This is a genomic window from Ochrobactrum sp. EDr1-4 (genome assembly GCF_049199085.1).
In the GTDB taxonomy this organism is placed as follows: domain Bacteria; phylum Pseudomonadota; class Alphaproteobacteria; order Rhizobiales; family Rhizobiaceae; genus Brucella.
In genome coordinates, this window is sequence record NZ_JBLZOF010000004.1 from 290,563 (window position 1) to 307,741 (window position 17,179).

A 17,179-nucleotide genomic window follows, 5' to 3' on the forward strand; every position below is an offset into this window, starting at 1 on the left:
ATTGCTTTGAGCCGGATATTACTGGAAGTCTGCGTCGATGATGCTGAGGGGCTGAACGCCGCAATTAAAGGCGGTGCAGATCGGATTGAGCTATGCTCGGCCCTCGCAATCGGCGGGCTGACGCCTTCAATCGGTCTCATGCAACTTTCAGCCAAAGCACCAATTCCGATCATGGTGATGATACGGCCGCGCGCTGGCAGCTTCGTCTGGACCGAAGATGAATTGCAGATCATGGAAGCCGAAATTACAGCAACACGTGCCCTCGGCCTCGCAGGTGTTGTGATTGGAGCCAATCTGCCCGATGGCAAGCTTGATAAGCCAGCCCTGCAACGACTGGTCAAAGCAGCCGATGGCCTTGAAATTGCTTTGCATCGTTCAATCGACCTTACCCCTGATGCGGCAGATGCCGTGCAAATAGCTATCGAGCTTGGCATCAACCGGATTTTGAGTTCAGGCGGCGCGTTGAAAGCCGTATCCGGTCTCGAACGCTTGAATGCCATGCAGCATGCCGCAAACGGCAAAATCATCATCATGCCAGGTTCGGGCGTGAATATGGGAACACTTGCCGAGATCGCTGCGGCATTGCCTGATCTCACTGAAATCCACGCATCCTGCAGTGCGCCAATCGATTCAGATGAGATTTTGCTGAATTTTGGCTTTGCTGTGCCGGGCGCAACAAGAACCACAGCAGCGAAAGTTGCCGAGCTGCGCGAAGCTCTCAACGCCATTGCTGATGGCAGACAGCCACCTTCCTGATTTAAACAGCCATCCCTTGCTCAGGAATGGCCGATATACAAACGGAGCAAAATAAATTTGTGTTGAAATAAACAACTGACTTGAGAAATTTGTGTTGAAGTAAAATTTTCTTTTCAATAGAAAATTACGACACAAGGAAAGGGCCGGAGTTGCAACCGACAGAAGACCTCTATCAGACTGTGCAAGCAGCAGTGCCGGAGCTTACTCCGAAGCTGCGTGGCATATGCCTGTTGATCGAAAACGATCCGGTAGGCTTCATTCGCTCCACTGCACGCGAATTGTGCAGCCAGCTTGGCACATCTGAGCCAACGCTCATCCGCTTCTGCCAGCGCTTTGGCTACGCGGGCCTTGCCGATTTCCGTATCGATCTCGCTTTGTCGCTTGCCCAGCGCCCCGGCCTCGTGCCCGCAGGCGTGGAAGCCAATCCGGTTGATCGTCGCGCCGTCAATTTCGACGCCAAGGATGCAATCGGACGCAAGGCAGTTAGTCTCCTTGAAGGCGATACCGCGGTGCTGTTCGATAATGGTTCCAGCACCGAACGACTGGCGGCACATCTTGGCAATCTCGCACCACTCATCGTCATGACGCGCAGTCTCGACGTTGCGCAGACCGTGCTTCGCCATAAGCAGCATCAGGTTATGCTAACCGGCGGCAGCATTCGCCGCGAAACAATGTCAGTCTCCGGGCGTCTGGTCGATACAGCCCTTTCCGAAATGCGCTTCGACACCTTTGTCATGGGTGCGGATAGTGTTGATCCCGAAACAGGTGTGAGCACTTTTCTGGAAGACGAAGCCCATCAGAACCGCGCGATGATCGAGGCTTCTGGCCGTGTCATTGTGCTGGCCGACAAGACCAAATTCAGCAAACCACGGCTGCATCGTATTTGCGCAATGGATCGGATTACAGCGATTGTAACCGATCTGGAGCCCAATCACGAAATAGCCAACCGCATCCGCGAACGCGGCGTGCGTGTAATCAGTACCCAAGAGGACGGCGTTAATGACTAAACTGGAAACGAGCCACACATGGCAGGAAATTCATGCACAGCCGGGCATCTGGCAGGCATGGGCAGTACCTCTTGCCACCCAGTCGGCTGAAATCCGTGAATGGATCGCCGCCAAGGGTGTTAAGCGTATCGTTTTCAGCGGCGCAGGCACCTCGGCTTTCATCGGTCAGGCTCTTGCATCGGTTAAGGCGGGCGCGATTTCGCTTACAGCCATTCCAACCACCGACATCGTTTCCAATCCGTCTGAAACGCTGTCTGATGATGGCGAACTGCTCGTCGTGCAGTTCGGCCGCAGCGGCAACAGCTCGGAAACCATCGCAACGCTCGACCTGCTGGACGAGCATTTCCCGAAAGCTCACCGCCTCAACATTACCTGCAATGGCGAAAGCGCACTGGCCGTTCGCGATGCAAAAGGCCCGGGCGAACAGCGCGTGATCGTTCTGCCAGCGGCAACGCACGATCAGGCTTTTGCAATGACGTCCAGCTACACGACGATGCTTTTGTCGGCACTCGCCTGCATTGATGGCAATGTTGATGTCGCCGACAAGCTTAACAAGCTCTCGGCTGCGGGTACTAAGGCACTTGCGCAGCTCGACGCAACGCCTGCCCCGCATCCAGACCGCGCAATTTTCCTCGGCTCCGGCGCACTGACCGGCGTTTCGCGCGAAAGCGCACTCAAGGTTCTGGAGTTGACCGCAGGTCAGGTCATGACCAACTGGGATAGCACGCTCGGCTTCCGTCATGGTCCAAAAGCCTCGGTTGTCGGCAACACCCGCGTTGTGGTCTTCATTCACCCGGATCAGCACACCGCGCGTTATGATCGCGACATTGCCGTTGAAATTGCTCAGCAGTTCCCGACAGCAACCGTTACGACTGTTGGTGGCAAAGACTGTGATCTTGCGCTTGATCTTACCGGTGACAGCCGCTGGGATGCCGTACTCTACGTGCTTTTGGCGCAAATCTGGTCTGCCCGCTGGTCGGCAGAACTCGATCTCAACATCGACAATCCATTTATTGATCAGGGCAACCTGACACGCGTTGTTTCCGGGGTTAAGATTTACCCCTTTGCAGCATGAAACACGAGGTCAGCATGATCTGCGGCGCTATTGATCTGGGCGGCACCAAAATTGAGGGCCGTCTGTTCGACGCGAATATGGAAACCGTTCTGACACGGCGTATTCCTACGCCTGTCAGCGACTTCGATGCCTTCATCGATGGGCTTTCGGCGCAGATTGAATGGCTGACCGAGACGGCGGGCAATCCCAATCTGCCCGTCGGCATCAGCCTTCCGGGTTGGATTGATCCGGCCAACGGACTTGGCTTTGCATCCAATATTCCGATCACAGGTCGGGATGTCGGTGCAGCACTGGCCAAACGTTTTGGGCGCAGCTTTCCACTGATGAACGACTGCATGGCTTTCGCCTATTCGGAAGCGCACGGCGGGGCAGCCGAAGGCAGCGAAGCGATGATTGGTCTGATTGTCGGAACCGGCATGGGCGCTGGTGTGGTCATCAATGGTGAAATTCCGCCGCGCTATAATGGTCTAGCGCTGGAAATCGGTCACACGGGTATGCCTGCACGCATTTTGAGCGAACAAAGCCTACCACTGATCCCTTGCGGCTGCGGCAAGACAGGTTGCATGGAACGCTATGTTTCCGGCACGGGCCTTGCCGATATTTCTAAAATCAAGCTCAATGAGACCATCTCCAATCAGGAACTGACATTGCGCGCATCCAATGGCGATGCGAATGCAGAAAAGGTTCTCGATGACTGGGCTGATCTGATGGCGGAATCGCTTCTGACCATGCAGCTCGTCGTCGATCCGGATTGCTTCGTTCTTGGCGGCGGTCTTTCCAATATGGATGGTGTCACTGAGCGCGTCTCAAAGGCATTTGAAAAGCGCAAGCTCGGCCCCACACGCATCCCTGCCATCAGAACTGCACGTTTCGGTGATAGTTCCGGTGCGCGCGGCGTTGCGCTCTACGCACTTAATCATTCTGGAGAAACCCAATGACCCGTCTTGTCGCCCCCGATTATGTGTTTCTGAATGGGCGACTTCAGACTGGTCTGGTGGCCGAGATCGGCCAGCATGGCATCACCCGTCTTCGCCCGCGCAAGTCGGATGAAACGCCGGACCTCACGCCGCATGTGCTGATGCCAGCCTGTATCGACCTGCAGGTCAATGGTGCGGGCGGCGTCATGCTCAATTCGGAAACCAGTGCAAAGGGCATCGCGCATATCATCTCGACACTGCGCAAACTCGGCACTGCTTGGGTTCTGCCAACGCTCATTACCTGCGAGCCGGAACGTATCATTCAGGCCGCTCACGCTGCTGTTGATTGCAAGGGCATGGATGGCTTCTTCGGCCTGCATATCGAAGGCCCGCATCTCAACCCTGCCCGCAAGGGTACACATCGCGTTGAATTCATCCGCCCGATGGATGCAGCCACGCTTGAGGCGCTGAAAATTCTGCGCAAGGCGGATGTGCCTGTCATGCTGACACTGGCACCGGAAATGGTGCCGGGCGACACCATCCGCGAGATCGCTGATATGGGTGTCGTCGTTTCCGCCGGTCACACCAACGGCACGACGGAACAGGCCCGCGCCGGGCTTGAAGCTGGCATCAGCTGCTTCACCCATCTTTACAATGCCATGCCGCCAATGACATCGCGTGAGCCGGGTGTGGTCGGCACTGCGATTGGCAGCGATGCGTTTGTTGGCATCATTGTTGATGGGCATCATGTGGCATGGGAAATGGTCGGCGTCGCATGGCGTGCGCGCCCAAAGCGCGACCGCATGTTCCTTGTATCCGACGCCATGTCGACCATTGGCGGACCGGATCATTTCGAGCTTTATGGCGAACGCATTGAGGTGCGCGATGGCGCACTGGTTAATGCAGCGGGTTCGCTTGCTGGCGCCCATATCGATATGGTCGGCTGCCTTGCCAATCTCGTTCAGCACGTCGGAGTGTCGCTTGAAGAAGCCATTCGCGCGGCCTGTGTTGTGCCTGCCGATGTGATGGGCGTGGCTGCACCGAATCTCGGTGCTGGAACACCGCTGCCAGAGGTTCTTGCTCTGGATAACAATCTTCAGCGCATTTCTCTCTGAAATTTACCTTATATATGGAGTCTCGTCATGAGCAGCACTCAGACCTTGAGCAAACTTCCCGCCCGTTATGCAAGCGGTGCGCGCGGAGGCATCACCTCGATCTGCTCGGCACATCCTCTGGTTATCGAAGCAGCCCTTCTTGAAGGCATTGCAACCAACACCGACGTTCTGATCGAGGCCACCTGCAATCAGGTCAATCAGGATGGCGGCTATACCGGCATGACACCGGCAGATTTCCGCCGTTTTGTCGAAGACATCGCAGCGCGTCTTGGGTTTGACACTCAGCGCCTTATTCTGGGTGGTGATCACCTCGGCCCAAATCCATGGAAGCATTTGTCTGCTGATGAAGCACTGGCAAAGTCCGAAGTGATGATGGATGGCTTTGTGCGTGCTGGCTTCACCAAAATCCACCTTGATACCTCCATGGGCTGTGCTGGAGAGCCAGTCGCCCTGCCCGATGTCGTGACGGCTGAACGCGCGGCCCGTCTTGCCAAGGTTGCAGAAAAAGCAGCGGTTCAATCCGGCTTCGATCTGCCTGTCTATATTGTCGGCACGGAGGTTCCGATCCCGGGCGGTGCGATGGAAGAAATCGAAGATCTGGAACTGACCAAGCCAGATGCAGCCCTTGAAACCATCGCTATTCATCGCAAGGCTTTTGCAGCCCTTGGTTTAGAGGATGCATTCTCGCGTGCCATCGGCGTTGTGGTTCAGCCGGGCGTGGAATTTGGCAATGAAAACGTTGTCTATTACGACAGCGAAAAAGCGACTGCTTTAAGCGGCGTTCTCAACGAGGTCCCGCAGTTTGTCTTTGAAGCCCATTCGACCGACTATCAGCCGGTTGAGGCACTATCAGCACTGGTTCATGACGGCTTTGCCATTTTGAAAGTCGGACCGGGTCTAACTTTCGCGCTGCGTGAAGCACTCTACGGCCTTGATCAGATTGCGGCTTTCCTCGACAAGCTGCCCGAAGAAGAAACCGTTCGCGGCAAGCTTGAGAAGCTACTTCTCAACGAGCCTAAGAACTGGGAGAAATATTATCATGGTGATGCGGAAGAACTGCGTCTTCAGCGCCATTTCTCCTATAGTGATCGTATTCGCTATTACTGGCCGCACCCGGAAGCGACTGCTGCCGTCAATGCGTTGCTCAAGCGTCTTGAAGGCCGCAACATTCCAGAAACGCTGATCAGCCAGTATCTCGGAACACTTTATCCCGCCGTTGCAGCGGGTAAGGTTGAAGCCACGCCCCATGCGCTGATGGTCGAAGCCGTCAGAAATGTCATCCGGGTTTATGGCAAAGCGGTCGGCACGCATTAAATTAATTGAACAACAAAAGGGCGGAAATTCCGCCCTTTTTTGTTATCGATATAGAGTATCACGAGCGCTTATTCATGCTCTCACTCGATCATTATTCTCATCGATATCAAGCGCTCCATTCATATCTAACGGCAAAAACCGGGTTGATGGGTGGCATTTCAGGATTCTACCTGCACCAACATCACCGCGCAGATGAAGAAGTTTTGGCAGCAAATGAAGCGGAATGAGGGCTGGCGGGAGTACCGTATTGCCACTCTTCGAAATCAGTGGATGCGTGCCCGCGTTAGCAACCATTTTTTTCAAATGCTGGCGGGGGACATTCGGCATATCGCCAAGCAAGACGAGAGCATGGCTTGCGCCATGTTTTCTCACATATCGCAAACCCGCTTTAAGACTATCGCTTTGCCCCGTTGAATTTTTAAGAAAAAGCGGGCGAAAGCGGGCTTGCTTGAATAGACCCGCCACGAGAGGATTACTTGTCACAACAACGCCAAAACTATAGGGCAGACCAAGCAGGGATGCTGCAACATGAGCGCTCAGCGGCTTTCCCCGATAATTTGACAGGAGTTTATCACGCACGCCAAAACGTCGTGACTTGCCAGCTGCTAAAACAACAACAGCAACTTTTCTAGTTCCACTCATTTCAAATCTTTGACGCTCTGCAAGATATGTGCAAGTACAGACACGCCGAGTGTGTAAGGGTCGCGCGTCGATGGGATAAGTCCAAGGGGAAATTTCAACTTATCAGTATTTTCAACCGGGCAGCCATATTCAATCAATGCCTCACAACGCGCCGAATGAGCGCGTCTGCTACCCTGAGCACCCACAAAAAAGGCAGGGCTGCCCAGTGCTTTCGACAAGATAGTCGGCTCGCGACTATGATCGTGGAAAAAGGTTACGACTGCAGTTCGTTCATCCGTCATAACGCCATCCGGCCAGACACCTTTGACAAGCGGATTCGCCCAAGAAAACCGTATCAGAACATCGGGATCAGGTGAAAACAATTCCACCCGGCAACCAGCGGCCAATGCCAATTCTGTAAAGCAAATCGTTTCCATTCCGGTGCCAAAAACCAAAACCCTGATCTGAGGCAAAATAGTGAGATGCAGTCCCATTCCCGTCGGATTGAGAGATAGTGTCCCATCATCAGCCAACGTCAGCATCGCTGGCTTTCGTGCTCTCAAGCTTCGATCAATGTCCTCAAGAATAATCCTATCAGGAAATGGAAATATCTGAATGTCGAGCCCACCACCACAGGGAAGCGGCAAATCCCAGTAGGGAGAACCACGGCCGTAGCGCACTTTCATAGCATTGCCGGTTTCCATTGACGACTTTGCATTCAGCACAACACTTTTATCTATACAGCCGGAAGACAGATTACCCCAGCTACGACCAGAAGCATCGACAACCATGGCCGCGCCGCAACGTCGATAAGATGGGCCTTCAACGCCAACAATAACCGCAAGTGCGCACTTCTCAGCGGACAAGGCTGGCATCAACGGAAAGTCATTTTCGTTGATGGAAGCAGAGCACACCGCCACATTCGTATCATTGAAATGAGCCTGTTCCGTTGGTTTCATGAAGGTCCACCATGACTTGCGAGAAACATCTGTGCCTTTACTCTCCGAGTGCCCGCTGGATCTTTTCAGGCGTTACAGGCAGACGATAAAAGCGAGCGCCGGTTGCATGCGTAATCGCATTGCCGGTCGCTGCCACAACCGGGATCATAACCACTTCGGCCATGCCTTTGGGCGGTGAACTTTCTGACAGCGGTTCGAGATATTCCGCTGTCTGCGTCCAGACCGCTACGTCCTTGCTGCGCGGCAGTGTATAGCGATTAAAGTTCCATGTGCCATTGCCCGGGCCATCTTCATAAAGCGGAAGCTCCTCCATCAAAGCATGGCCAATCCCCATTGCGAGACCACCCTGTTGCTGACCGGAAACAAGCTCGGGCACGATTATATTGCCCGGATCAAGTATGCTGTGATGCTTCATGATCTCGACTTCGCCGGTAAACGTATTCACGTTGAGTTCGACGATACATGCCGCTGGCGTATAGGTGGTAACACCCGCATTGTTGCGTTGCACAGGTGGAAAATTCACGCTGCTCCGCTTGATAAAATCATAGCCGCCCGTTGTCATGCGGCTTTTAAACTCCGCTGAAGCACCGTCACCATAGCGAACGGCGAGAAGATCAACAGGCAGTTCGCGCATGCCTATGACAGGTATGTCGAATTTGGCTGTTGCCCACTCCCAGCGACTGAAACAGTGAATTGAAACACCTGTCACCAAACCCATTTCATGGGCTTTGCGTGCGAGACGCTCAAAGGAAAGCGTTTCCATTCCGCCACCCCCAATGCCGCCTGCCGTCACGCGCAGATCGCTTTGTGTGACAACGCCACTGGCAATTTGTCCGCCAGATGCACCTTCGCTCCAGATCGCCTTTGCAGCAGGCCAGAATGTGTTTTCAAAAAGGAACCGCGCCGCCTGTTGTGTTCCAAAACCAAGAAAATAAGCACTGTTGGAAGCGCTCATCGGCGGCAGTGCATTTGGCACCCAGAACGGGTCTTTTTGCAATTCATCCTGCTGCTCTTGCGTGGTTGTATAAGGCGACCAGTTGCTTACCATTGGTAATTCGGCAAAATCGGTCACACCAAACTCGACGACATCCGGCACTTTGCCCAACAGATTGCGCACCATCACCTGCTGTGCAGTGGTGGCACCAGTGCCAATTTCCTGCACACAATGGCGCATGGTCAATTTGCCATTTGCATCAAATTCGAGCGTGAGTGCAGAGGTGTCCGCACCAGAGCCATAGTCCTTCTGAACCTGCGCAAAACCTACACCATAAAGGCGACCGGGATTGGCTTTGTCATAGTCCGCCTTGGCTTGTTCGCGATTGACCCATAGTGGGTTTTTAGCCACCAGTTCGAGCATCTCTACATTACGCAAATCGCCCAAAGGTTGCGCGCCTTGTGTATTTTCGTCACCCGCCCGCATTGCGTTAAGACGGCGAAGCTCAACCGGATCAATACCAAGCTCGGCTGCGATTTCATCGACCATCAGTTCGGTAATGCTCATCACCTGAATGGTGCCATAACCGCGCATGGAGCCTGCTTCTACGGCAGGTGTTGCAAGGGCTATGGATGTGAGGTCTGACTTTGGAAAATAATAGATCGACTGGGCAGCCGTCGCAGCGACCTGTGCCACTGAGAATGAGAAATTGGCGCGACCACCACCGTTGCAATTATAGAAACCTTTCATGATTTCAAACTTGCCGGTCTTGCGATCAGCAACGATGCAAACATCCATTTCGATAGAATGACGCTTCAACCCAAGCTGGAACTGTTCGTAGCGATCATTGGCCAGACGCACCGGCAATCCATCACCGTAAAAGCAGGCGGCAATCGCATAAAACGGAAAGATCGAGTGGTCTTTGGATCCGTAACCGACCGTTGTTCCGGTCAGGAGTTTGATCGTCTCAACGGGGAAGCGCTTGTTATCTTTGACCATAGCCGCTGCAACACGCGCAACTTCATAAGGTGACTGAGCGGCAACGATCAGATGCAGCGTTTTCGACTTCGCATCATACCACGCATTGCCATTGTCTGGCTCCATGGCGCTCGGATCGATAGACTGCGAAAAGCCGTGCCGTTCCAGCACAAATTTGCTTTCGTCTTTACGCGCGTCTTCAATAGCTTTGGCAATATTTTCGGCGGCGTTCATACCGCGTCGCATAGGTTCATAGGTCTCGCGTGCGACTTCTTCCGGATCGCGTACCCCACCGCCGCCGCGATGTTTGGTCAAAACGGATGCTGGCACGAAAACGCCTGTAGTGCTGTCTGATGGCCAAGTTGGCGTATCACCATCGAAGCCACCAAAGATAACCGCATCCTGTATCGGCGAATAGGCAGATGATGCAGACGGTGTATCACCGCCGATGCGTACATAACGCGCTGCGCCGTAATTGGCTGGCGATTTAACACCAGTTTCAGCACCATATTTCACTATGCTGGTTTCAAACCGCAGCAGACGCTTTGCGGCATCAAAACGATCAAAGTCATGGTAGACAAGCAGCGCTACTGGCTGTCCCAGAAGCGGTGCAGTTTGCCCCTTTGGCAGCAGAATGCTTTTACCGTAAAATTCATCGGCCAGACCTTCGGCATACGGTGCTGTCAAGCCATCGGCTTCAAAGTTTTCATGCAAAACCAGACGATCAGGCTGGAGATCAGCCCCTAAAATGGTCAGATCAACGCCCTCAAAGGCTCGTTTTGCATCGGTTGCTTTGATGAAGAACGCATGAGCTTGTTCTTTGGGCCAGCCTTCGAGATCGCGAGCGCGATAGTCGCGCGAGAAGGTTTTCTCGCCGGTGACTTTACGTATGGCATCCCATCGGTAACGCGCTTGACCATCTTTGCCAATCCAGTCGGACGGGCTTGGTCCGGACTGAACTTCCAGCGCATGAGCAGCGGGCAACCGTCCAAGCATCACAGTGATGCCGGCGATTGTTCCCAGCTTAATAAAATTGCGACGTGAAATATTCGAACTCATCATTCCCCCCGGGGGTTGATCCGATTACGCCTGAAATACATATGCACGTGCTAATAACTGAGTTGGGCTCAATCGATTGAGCCCAACTCATGCGTTTTAATCGACAGCACTCTCTTCAGCTGCAACCTGCTCGGTCGTCACTGCTGTTGCCTGACCGCCCCATTCGGCTCTGATCCAAGTGATCAGGGCTGCAATGTCCGGATCTTCAATCACATGGGCGAACGGTGGCATCGCATACATGCGCTGACCATTGATGAATGTCTGCGTCGGAATGCCGTTGAGAACCACCTTGATCAGTGTCTGCGGATTATCCATCGCCAGAGTGGCATTGCCCTTCATAGCAGGAGCGACATTCGGAATGCCTGCACCATTGACACCGTGGCAGCCAGCACAGGCGGAAATATAAGCCAGCCTTCCGGTTTCCATCGGGCTTCCCGGTTCGGGATTATGCGCTTCCGCCAAAGGTGCAGGAGGAGGTGCTGCGGCTGCAATATTGCCTTCGTCATCGGTCAATAGGTAGGTGGCGACGGCCTTTATATCATCCGCGTCCATCACACTGGTTGAGAAGTGCGTCACCGTATTCATACCAGCAAAGGATGTGCCCTGCGGCGCGATACCGGTGGAGAGATACTGGCTCAATGTCGCAACATCAAAACCATGCTTAGACAATGCTGCGGCTGTGATGTTTGGAACAGCCAATCCATCGACTTCGCCGCCTTGCAGCGGACGCAGGAAATCAACGCCCATCATAAGATTGCGTGGTGTATGGCAAGCACCACAATGAGCAAGCCCTTCAACGAGATAAGCCCCTCGAGTCCATTCAGCCGAGCGCAGCTCATTCTGAGGAACTTCCCTGTTCGGGAAATTGAGCAAGTTCCAGAAGTTTAGGAATGGGCGCACCGGCAATACGAACACACCCGTATTGGCTTTATTGGCAACCGGCAGCGCGGGAATGCTCATCATATAAGCATAAAGCGCGTCGAGATCGTCGGGTGTCGTAATATGCGTGTAAACATAAGGCATCGCCGGATAAAGATTACCCTTGCCAGCCGCAATACCGTCTTTCAAAGCACGATGGAAATCGGCGCGGGTATAATTACCGATGCCATGTTCTTTATCGGGTGTGATATTGGTCGAATAAATCGTACCAACAGGAAGTTGGATCGGCACGCCGCCCGCAGCCATTGGGCCTTGCGGCAGTGAATGACAGCCAAAGCAGTCACCAGCCAATGCAAGCTCACGTCCACGCGGTATGAGACTTTGCATCTGCTCTGGCGTCATAGCCTGCTCGGCCTGTGGTGCTACACTTGAAGTGCGAAAAAGACCAAACAAGATGGGTAGCGCAACCAGTGCACCCAACACGATGATGGCTAAGATCGAATTGCGCAATCTATGGCTTTTCATCGTTTTTCCCCTATCCGATCACGCAACCGGGCGTGGCAAGCGCCACATCGCGGATAGCTTCGTAATAACGCACATAGCCTGTGCAGCGGCAGATATGGACATCGAGTGCCTCTTCAATCGCGCCTTCAAGATCTGCGCGTTTGACAGGCTGACGCTTGAGCTGGTCGATGAAAACCGTAGCGCCAGCCACAAAACCGGGCGTGCAATAGCCGCACTGGAATGAGAAATTATCGATGAAAGCCTGCTGGATTGGCGTCAGCTTTGTGACCTTGCCATCCGCATCGGTTTCAGCCTGACCTTCGATTGTAATAATTGATTTTCCATTGAAAAAATGCGCATCGTAGATGCAGGTCCGGCTTTCAGTTCGCGTACCATCCTTCTTCACTTCCATAATGGTGCAGGCGTGGCAGATACCCTGACCGCAGCCAAAATGCGTGCCAGTCAGATCAAGGTATTCATGCAAAAAATCAATCATAGGCATGCCGACCGGAACCTGCACCGGACCGATTGCCTTGCCATTGATGGTAAGAGAAAGTGGGCGTTTTTCGATGCTCATGATAAGGCCCTTTTTACTTTTTCCGGGGTAATCGGAAATTCATAGAAACGTTTTCCGGTCGCATGCGTAATGGCATTGCTGGTTGCTGGCAGGATCGGGATCATGCCCAGCTCCGCCATGCCTTTGGGTGGTGATGTTTCTGAAAGTGGTGGCAGATAATCAGTTGTCTGGTTCCAGACAGCGACATCTTTGGCGCGCGGCAGCGTATAGCGGTTGAAGTTCCAAGTGCCGTTGCCGGGGCCGTCTTCATAAAGCGGCATTTCTTCCATCAGTGCATGGCCGATGCCCATTGCTGTACCGCCCTGTATCTGGCCGGAAACAAGCTCAGGAACAATCATTGTGCCGGGAGCCATCATCATGTGATGGCGCATGACCTGAACATGTCCTGTGAAGGTGTTCACATTCACTTCGACCAGACACGCAGCCGGTGTCACAGTTGTTGGATCAGCGCCGCCGCGCTTTGTCGGCGGGTAATAGGCTATCTTGCGTTTGATGAAATCATAGCCTGCTGTGGTCATGCGGCTTTTGAGTTCATCGGATGCGCCGTCACCATATTTAACCGCAATCGCATCAAGCGGCAGGTTTCTCTCGCCAACAGTTGGAATGTCGAACTCTGCCCGCGACCATTGCCAGCTGCTGTAGGCATGAACGGCAACGCCGGTAATCAGCCCCATTTCATGGGCTTTTTTTGCAAGACGCTCAAACGGGATCGGCGTCATACCGCCACCGCCAATGCCATCCGGTCCAACGCGAATGTCAGACAATTCGACGTTCAGGCTTGCAATGGCACCGCCGCCAACACCTTCGCTCCAGAGCGCTTTCGCGGCTGGCCAAAGGCTGTTTTCCAGCAGAAAACGACCAGCCTGACGTGTGCCAAAACCGATATAATAAACACCGCTTGAAGAACTCATGTCCGGTATCAGCGCGGGTGTCCAATAAGGGTCGCTCTTCGCAAGCTCATCTTGCTTTTTCTGATCGGCATAGCTTGTGTGAAGCGGCAACTGTTCAAAGTCTGTGACGCCAAAATCTACCACATCCGGTGCTTTACCCAGCGCCTGCCAAACCATAACCTGTTGCGCAGTGGTGCCGCCGGTGCCAATTTCCTGCACGCAATGGCGCATGGTCAGTTTGCCGCTCGCGTCAAACTCTAAAACCAATGCGGTTGGAACGCCACTGGAACCATAAACCTGCTGAACCTGCGAGAAACCAACACCGTAAAGCTTGCCCGGATTAGCCGCCTCAAATTCAGCTTTGGCTTTTTCGCGGTTTTGCCAGATCGGATGTTTTTCGGCGAGATTGAGCATTTCCACATTGCGCGGATCGCCAGCAATGATGCCGCCTTGCGTATTGGGATAACCTTCCAGAATGGCATTACGACGACGCAACTCAATCGGGTCAATCTTCAGCTCGCTGGCAAGTTCATCGACCATCAGTTCGGTGATAGCCATGGATTGCAATGAGCCGAAACCACGCATCGAACCTGCTTCCACAGCGGGTGTCGCCATAGCGAGAGCCGTCAGATCAGACTTTGGGAAGTAATAGATTGACTGCGCGCCGCGCGCCGCCACGTGCGACACCGCAACGGACAGATTTTCACGCCCGCCACCATTACAGTTATAAAAGCCTTTGAGAATTTCGAACTTGCCGGTTTTGCGGTCTGCGGTGATCGAAACATCCATCTCAACGGAGTGGCGCTTCATACCCATTTGAAATTGTTCATAGCGATCATTGGCCATCCTGATTGCATGACCTTCACCATAAAAACACGCTGCCATCGCATAGAACGGAAAGACCGAATAATCTTTCGATCCATAACCAACCGTCGAGCCGGTCAGCAAAACGATCTTCTCAACCGGAAACAGCTTGTTGTTTTTAGCCAGCATTGCCACAGCATTGACAATGCCGGTCGGTGACTGCGTAGCCGTCATTACATGCATTGTTTTTGTGGCTGCATCATACCAGGCATTGCAATTGTCGGGTTCCATTGCGCAAGGATCGATGGACTGCGAAAAGCCGTGGCGTTCGAGCACGATTTTTTCGGGATTTGTGCGCGCGGCTTCTACTTCATCGGTGATGCCTTTGGCATAGTCCATGGCAATGCCCTGCGCATCCGGCTTTTCTTCCGCCCGATGCAAAGCTTCGATGAAACCGCCGCCGCGATCTTTTCGGATGATCGGCGGAATGGCGATTGCTTTATCCGGTGCATAGGGCGGCCAGACAGGCGTGTTGCCGTCAAACCCACCTTTAATGCCAGCATCCTGATAGGGTGAAAACACGGATGCATCGTAAGGCGTTTCACCACCAATCCGCACATAGCGCGCAGCACCATAATTCTTTGGTGGCTTGGCTCCAGTTTCTTCGCCATAGACAACGACATTATCTTCAAAACGCAGCTGACGTTTTGCAGCATCAAGCCGATCAAAATCCTTGTAAATCAGGATAGCGACAGGGTGGCCCAGAATAGGTGGCGTCTCACCCTTCGGCACAAGAATATTATAGCCGTAGAAACCCTTGCCCATATTGGTGTCTTGCGGAATATTCAGACCGTCACGAACAAGATCTTCCTGAAGCAAAACTTTGTCAGGCTGCAAATCTGCGCCCAGTATAGAAAGGTCAATGCCCTCAAATGTCCGGTCGGCCTTCGTCGCCTTGATCATGAAAGCGTGGCTTTGTTGCTTGGGCCAACCGGGAATATCACGCGCGCGATAATCACGCGCAAAGTTCTTTTGTCCGGTTACTTTACGAACACCATCCCAGCGCGAACGCGCTTTGCCATCCTTGCCGATCCAGTCGGTTGATGTCGGGCCGGAGTGCACTTCCAAAGCGCCTGCGGTAGGAACACGTCCAAGCATCACCGTAATGCCGGCAAAGGTGCCGAGCTTGATAAAATTCCGACGTGAAATACCTGACGCCATCGAGCGTGCTCCATACAATACATGGTCCTCTAGCGGGGGGGGGGGCTAGTGGAGCAAATTCATAAAAATCTAAAAGTGGGAGAAGGGTTGAAGGATGAGACTTCCTTCAGAGAACCTCCTCAGACCATACGAGAGAATTTCCCGTATGGCATTTTTAAAGTATCGAAAACGCTTAATATTCGAGTTCTCTGCGCTGTGCGTGAGGCTTAGCGTCTTCAGGGTTTTCTTTTGCAGCAAGCGCGGAATCTTCCTGTTCTTCAAAAAGAACACCACCGAGCGCTGCAACAAGGATCATGAAGCCGGTGCCAAGCAACCATGAGAGATACCAAGGGCCGTAATCACCAAGGATGATACCAATAAGGATCGCAATGACTGCGATGATCATTGCCACCACAAAACGCCAGAATACAGTCATCTTGCTCTCCTTAAAATGCGTGGTGCGAGGTTTCGACATGATCAGGATCGACCTTGCCGCGCATCACCCAGAAAGCCCAGCTCGTGTAAACGACGATCAAAGGCATGAAGACAACCGTAAAGCCCAGCATCCACATCAGCGTCAGCTCGCTGGAACCGGAGTTCCAAACCGTGAGGCTATGCGATGGATTGGTGCTTGATGGCATCATGAACGGGAACATTGCAGCACCAGCGGTGCCGATAACGCCAATCCATGCGATGGCACCGAGCCACCAGCCAAGCAATGCCTTGCGTGCAAGCAATGCTACCAGCCCCAACGCAACGCCGATATAGGTCAGCGCTGGAATAACCCACAGCACGGAATATTCATGGAAGTTGGACAGAAGTGCGCCAGGTGTGCGTTCAACCACCTGATGCAGAGGTGTTTGCGGCACGCCCGGATTGGGACCCTGCACGATCTGATAACCGTCCATGCCCGAAACCCAAAAGCCACCAATCGTGAACAGAACAAGTGCCAATATGCCGCCGAAAAGCGAAGCTTTGCGGGCGCGATCGGCGAGATTACCAACGCCACCGCTCATTAGCATCGCGCCGCCCATATAGATCGACAGCGAAACAGAGAGGAGACCACACAGAATTGCAAACGGGTTGAACAGTTCAATGAAGCTGCCGGTATAATAGGATGTCATCCGCCAGTCGAAGTTGAACGGCACGCCCTGAATGATATTGCCAAAGGCCGCACCAAACACCAGCATCGGCACAAAACCGGAAACGAACAGCGTCCAGTCCCACGCATTTCTCCAACGTGGTGATGGCATTTTACTGCGATATTCAAAGCCCAGCGGTCTGACGATCATGCTGAAGAGCAAAACCAGCATGACGATGTAAAAGCCGGAGAACGCAGTCGCATAGACCAACGGCCATGCCGCGAAAATTGCACCCCCACCGAGAATGAACCAGACCTGATTTCCATCCCAATGCGGGCCAATGATATTGAGTGCAACGCGCCGTTCTGTATCGGTACGCCCCACATAACGCAGCAACGTACCAACGCCCATATCCATGCCGACCATGATGGCAAGGCCCATCAGCAGGATACCAAGCAGCAACCACCATACAAGCTGAAGTACGAGATAAATATCCATGAAATATCTC

Annotated in this window: 14 protein-coding genes; 6 read left to right on the forward strand and 8 right to left on the reverse strand. The window is 53.4% G+C overall.

The annotated features are described in order from the left end of the window. The first annotated feature begins 6 nt into the window (after positions 1–6). From ACOZHT_RS16245 to ACOZHT_RS16270, 6 genes are all read left to right on the forward strand, one after another. Entirely contained in the window at positions 7–756 is a 750-nt protein-coding gene (locus ACOZHT_RS16245; protein WP_339512412.1) for a copper homeostasis protein CutC, read from the forward strand. 149 nt (positions 757–905) lie between these two features. Then, a complete protein-coding gene (locus tag ACOZHT_RS16250) occupies positions 906–1,763 on the forward strand; it encodes a DeoR/GlpR family DNA-binding transcription regulator (protein ID WP_421566005.1) in 858 nt (285 codons plus the stop codon). Beyond that, entirely contained in the window at positions 1,756–2,838 is a 1,083-nt protein-coding gene (locus tag ACOZHT_RS16255; protein WP_339512408.1) for an SIS domain-containing protein, read from the forward strand. The genes ACOZHT_RS16250 and ACOZHT_RS16255 overlap by 8 nt, the downstream gene beginning before the upstream one ends. A 14-nt stretch (positions 2,839–2,852) precedes the next feature. Continuing rightward, positions 2,853–3,776 carry an ROK family protein gene (locus tag ACOZHT_RS16260; protein WP_421566006.1) on the forward strand — a complete coding sequence of 308 codons (924 nt, stop codon included), beginning with the start codon at positions 2,853–2,855 and terminating at the stop codon, positions 3,774–3,776. After that, the gene (gene nagA, locus ACOZHT_RS16265) at positions 3,773–4,870 is read left to right on the forward strand and encodes an N-acetylglucosamine-6-phosphate deacetylase (protein ID WP_339512404.1); all 1,098 of its coding nucleotides are present in this window, start codon (positions 3,773–3,775) and stop codon (positions 4,868–4,870) included. The genes ACOZHT_RS16260 and nagA overlap by 4 nt, the downstream gene beginning before the upstream one ends. A 27-nt stretch (positions 4,871–4,897) precedes the next feature. Then, positions 4,898–6,184 carry a D-tagatose-bisphosphate aldolase, class II, non-catalytic subunit gene (locus ACOZHT_RS16270; RefSeq protein ID WP_339512402.1) on the forward strand — a complete coding sequence of 429 codons (1,287 nt, stop codon included), beginning with the start codon at positions 4,898–4,900 and terminating at the stop codon, positions 6,182–6,184. A gap of 72 nt (positions 6,185–6,256) precedes the next feature. On the opposite strand, the gene ACOZHT_RS16275 is transcribed toward ACOZHT_RS16270, so the two are convergent. The 8 genes from ACOZHT_RS16275 to cydB all read right to left on the reverse strand — a co-directional run bounded on the left by ACOZHT_RS16275 (position 6,257) and on the right by cydB (position 17,169). Next, positions 6,257–6,826 (reverse strand): NTP transferase domain-containing protein, encoded by a 570-nt coding sequence (locus tag ACOZHT_RS16275; protein ID WP_339512400.1) that lies wholly within the window; start codon positions 6,824–6,826, stop codon positions 6,257–6,259. Continuing rightward, positions 6,823–7,764, reverse strand: a complete 942-nt coding sequence (locus ACOZHT_RS16280) for an XdhC family protein (protein ID WP_339512398.1) — start codon at positions 7,762–7,764, stop codon at positions 6,823–6,825. Before ACOZHT_RS16280 ends, ACOZHT_RS16275 begins: the two co-directional genes overlap by 4 nt. Positions 7,765–7,801: 37 nt before the next feature. Continuing rightward, entirely contained in the window at positions 7,802–10,735 is a 2,934-nt protein-coding gene (locus ACOZHT_RS16285) for a xanthine dehydrogenase family protein molybdopterin-binding subunit (RefSeq protein WP_421566007.1), read from the reverse strand. A gap of 96 nt (positions 10,736–10,831) precedes the next feature. Beyond that, positions 10,832–12,139, reverse strand: a complete 1,308-nt coding sequence (locus ACOZHT_RS16290) for a c-type cytochrome (protein WP_421566008.1) — start codon at positions 12,137–12,139, stop codon at positions 10,832–10,834. A 10-nt stretch (positions 12,140–12,149) separates the two neighbouring features. Further along, on the reverse strand, positions 12,150–12,695 hold the full coding sequence (locus tag ACOZHT_RS16295) for a (2Fe-2S)-binding protein (RefSeq protein ID WP_339512393.1): 546 nt from the start codon (positions 12,693–12,695) through the stop codon (positions 12,150–12,152). Beyond that, positions 12,692–15,610 carry a xanthine dehydrogenase family protein molybdopterin-binding subunit gene (locus tag ACOZHT_RS16300; RefSeq protein ID WP_421566009.1) on the reverse strand — a complete coding sequence of 973 codons (2,919 nt, stop codon included), beginning with the start codon at positions 15,608–15,610 and terminating at the stop codon, positions 12,692–12,694. The genes ACOZHT_RS16295 and ACOZHT_RS16300 overlap by 4 nt, the downstream gene beginning before the upstream one ends. A gap of 172 nt (positions 15,611–15,782) precedes the next feature. Then, positions 15,783–16,025: a hypothetical protein gene (locus ACOZHT_RS16305; protein ID WP_339512389.1), complete on the reverse strand. Its 243-nt coding sequence runs from the start codon at positions 16,023–16,025 to the stop codon at positions 15,783–15,785. A 10-nt stretch (positions 16,026–16,035) separates the two neighbouring features. Continuing rightward, the gene (gene cydB / locus ACOZHT_RS16310) at positions 16,036–17,169 is read right to left on the reverse strand and encodes a cytochrome d ubiquinol oxidase subunit II (RefSeq protein ID WP_339512387.1); all 1,134 of its coding nucleotides are present in this window, start codon (positions 17,167–17,169) and stop codon (positions 16,036–16,038) included. Positions 17,170–17,179: the final 10 nt, after the last annotated feature.